General features: G+C 61.6%; 4 protein-coding genes. 3 read left to right on the forward strand and 1 reads right to left on the reverse strand.

Annotation, left to right across the window (positions count from 1 at the left end):
• Positions 1 to 321: hypothetical protein (locus VFI82_13450; GenBank protein HET7185690.1), on the reverse strand; the 321-nt coding region annotated here is incomplete at its 3' end.
• Between the two features lie 93 nt (positions 322 to 414).
• Between VFI82_13450 and gap the strand changes: the two genes are divergently transcribed.
• The 3 genes from gap to VFI82_13465 form a co-directional block, all read left to right on the forward strand.
• Entirely contained in the window at positions 415 to 1,425 is a 1,011-nt protein-coding gene (gene gap / locus VFI82_13455; GenBank protein HET7185691.1) for a type I glyceraldehyde-3-phosphate dehydrogenase, read from the forward strand.
• 144 nt (positions 1,426 to 1,569) lie between these two features.
• Positions 1,570 to 2,784 carry a phosphoglycerate kinase gene (locus tag VFI82_13460; GenBank protein HET7185692.1) on the forward strand — a complete coding sequence of 405 codons (1,215 nt, stop codon included), beginning with the start codon at positions 1,570 to 1,572 and terminating at the stop codon, positions 2,782 to 2,784.
• A gap of 62 nt (positions 2,785 to 2,846) precedes the next feature.
• Positions 2,847 to 3,275: macro domain-containing protein (locus tag VFI82_13465; protein ID HET7185693.1), on the forward strand; the 429-nt coding region annotated here is incomplete at its 3' end.

The following is a 3,275-nucleotide window of genomic DNA, read 5'->3' on the forward strand; positions in this document are numbered from 1 at the left end:
TCGACGTCCCCGGCCGCCCCGGCTCCGCCGGCGCTGCCCGCCTCGGGTGGGACGGCGCGAGGGTGCCCTTTCCGGGTTTTCCGGCGCCGACTCTTGCGGCGCTTCAGGAGCCGCTTCGGGCTCGCGGTTAGGGGCCAGCAGCGAGCGATCCATGTCGGGATAGGCGGGCTGCAACGGTTCCGGTGCTTGGCTGGGCTGCGATGGGCCCGAGGCTTTCGGTTTGCGCCGCCTCATGCGGTCGCGCTGCCACTTGCGCATGCAGCGATTGGAACACACCCGCCGACATTCGGCAACGCGCTGTGCCGCCCTGGTCACGTCCATCATTTGCGCCGGTATGGCCCAGGTGTTACGATTTTTGGCTCTCTCATAACACTCGACACTACCAGCAGTCCGCGCTCGATTTTCGGAGGCAAGATGGCAATTAAAGTCGGCATCAACGGTTTCGGCCGCATCGGTCGCAATATTCTTCGCGCTTCACTCGGCGAATCCAATCTCGAGTTTGTCGCCGTCAACGATCTCACTGATCCCAAAACGCTCGCCCACCTGCTCAAGTACGACTCCGTTCTCGGCAACCTTTCGCACCAGGTCATCGCCGAGCAGGATTCCATCAAGGTCGACAACCGCAGCGTCCGCGTTTTCTCCGAGAAAGACCCGGCCAAGATCAATTGGGAATCCGTGGGCGCCCAGGTCGTGGTCGAATCCACCGGCCGCTTCACCAATGCGGAAGACGCGCGCAAGCACCTGCGCGGCCCGGTCAAGAAAGTCATCATCTCCGCCCCCGCCAAGAACGAGGACATCACCATCGTGCTGGGCGTGAACGAGAACAAGTACGAGGCCGCCAGGCACAACATCATCTCCAATGCTTCCTGCACTACCAATTGCCTCGCGCCTGTCGCCAAGGTCGTGAACGACGAATTCAAGATCGTCAGTGGCACCATGACCACCATCCACTCCTACACCAACGACCAGGTCATCCTCGACTTTCCGCACAAGGACTTGCGGCGTGCGCGCGCGGCGGCCATCAACATGATCCCGACCACCACCGGCGCGGCCAAGGCCGTTTACCTGGTCATCCCAGAGCTCAAGGGCAAACTCGACGGCTTTGCCATGCGCGTGCCCACCCCCAACGTTTCGGTCGTCGACCTGGTCTGCTTCGTGGAGAAAAAGACCACCGCCGAGGAGGTCAACGCGGCCATGAAGAAGGCTTCCGAGTCCGGCCCGCTGAAGGGCTATCTCGGCTACGAACCGGAGGAACTGGTCTCCTCCGATTTCAAGCACGACAGCCGCTCCTCCATTCTCGACGCGCCGCTCACCCGCGTTGTGGCCGGCAATTGCGTCAAGGTGATCTCCTGGTACGACAACGAGTGGGGCTACTCCTGCCGGGTTCGCGACCTGATTAACTTTATCGGCAAGAAAGGCCTGTAGGACAGAAGAAGGTTTCACGTTTCCAGTTGCACGTTTCACGCTCTACGGCTGGCGTGAAACTCGAAACCTGAAACTTGAAACCTTGGGAAATTGGAAACTACTCTTATGCTCTCCGAATTTGCAGCGCGCGTGCAGGAGTTAAAGATGCCCAAGCTCTCCATCCGCGATCTGACGCTCAGCGATCAACGCATCTTCATGCGGGTGGATTTCAATGTTCCGCTTGACGAGGCGGGCCACATCACCGACGACACCCGGATCCGCGAAACCCTGCCCACCATCGAATACGCCCTGCGGCACGGCGCGCGGCTGATCCTCGCCTCCCACCTCGGACGTCCCAAGGGCAAGCCCAATCCCAAGATGAGCTTGCGTCCGGTCGCTGAACGCCTGCGCATGCTGCTCGACCGGCAATTGAGCCGCGGCGAAAACGTCGGCTTCTGCACCGATTGCGTCGGCATCCAGGCCGAAGAGATGGCCGGCAAATTGGAGCGCGGGCAAACCCTGCTGCTGGAGAACCTCCGCTTCCATGCCGAGGAGGAAGCCAACGACGAGAAGTTTTCCAAGGCGCTGGCCAAGCTGGCCGATTGCTACGTGAACGACGCTTTCGGCGCCGCCCATCGCGCCCACGCCTCCACCGTCGGCATCACCCGCTTTGTCGAGAAATCCGCGGCCGGCCTGCTGATGGAGAAGGAACTGGAGTACCTCGGCAAAGCTCTGCACGCGCCGGCCAAGCCCTTCGTCGCCATCCTCGGCGGCGCCAAGGTAAGCGACAAGATCGGCGTCATCAAGAACCTGGTGCACAAGGTGGACGCGCTCATCATCGGCGGCGGCATGGCGTACACGTTTCTCAAGGCACAGGGACACGAGGTCGGAAAATCGCTGGTCGAAGAAGACAAGCTCGACCTCGCCAAACAACTGTTGCACGACGCGCGCGCGCGAAAAGTCAGGTTCCTTCTTCCCGTGGACCACATCACCGCCGCGAAAATTGCCGAGGACGCTGTCACGCACATGGTTGGCGAGGGCCATCCCATCCCGCCCGACCAATTGGGCCTCGATATCGGGCCGAAGACGATTGACCTCTTCACCGAAGAAATTTCGCGCGCCAAGACGATTGTCTGGAACGGACCGATGGGGGTGTTCGAAATGCCGCTGTTTGCCAAGGGTACCCGCAAGATCGCGCACGCGGTGGCGGAAAACTCCGGTGCCATTTCGATCGTCGGCGGCGGGGACACGGTTTCCGCGGTTCACGATGCCGGTGTCGAGGACAAGATCACGCACATTTCCACCGGCGGCGGTGCTTCGCTGGAGTTCCTGGAAGGCAAGAAGCTGCCCGGCGTGGAAGCGCTGACGGATAGGAAATAGGCGCTCGGCTATCGGCGATCGGGCAAACACCTACGAGCCGAAAGCCGATGGCCGATGGCCCAATGCACATTCAACTGCAACACGAACGCTCGATTGATCTGCTTCTCGGCGACATCACTGACCAGAACGCCGACGCCATCGTCAACGCCGCCAACGAACAACTGGCTCCCGGCGGCGGAGTCTGCGGTGCCATCCACCGCGCCGGAGGGCCGGCAATCTGGGAGGAATGTAAGGCCATCGTCGAGAAGCAGGGACCGCTGCCGACCGGAAAAGCGGTGGCGACCACGGCCGGCAAGATGAAGGCGCGCCATGTCATCCACACCGTCGGCCCGGTCTGGCAAGGTGGTGAGCGCGGAGAACCTGAAAAGCTGGCAAGCTGCTATCGCGAGTCCATTCGCGTGGCCGACAAACTGAAGCTGAAGAGCATTGCCTTCCCTTCCATTTCCACCGGGATCTTCGGCTACCCGGTGGAACTCGCGGCGCCGGTTGCG

Source organism: Terriglobales bacterium (assembly GCA_035691485.1).
GTDB lineage: Bacteria > Acidobacteriota > Terriglobia > Terriglobales > Acidobacteriaceae > JAIQGF01.

What these genes read in the sequence shown, in the direction of transcription:
- gap (HET7185691.1), top strand. Translation starts at nt 415, where the DNA reads ATGGCAATTAAAGTCGGCATCAACGGTTTCGGCCGCATCGGTCGCAAT.
- VFI82_13460 (HET7185692.1), top strand. Translation starts at nt 1,570, where the DNA reads ATGCCCAAGCTCTCCATCCGCGATCTGACGCTCAGCGATCAACGCATC.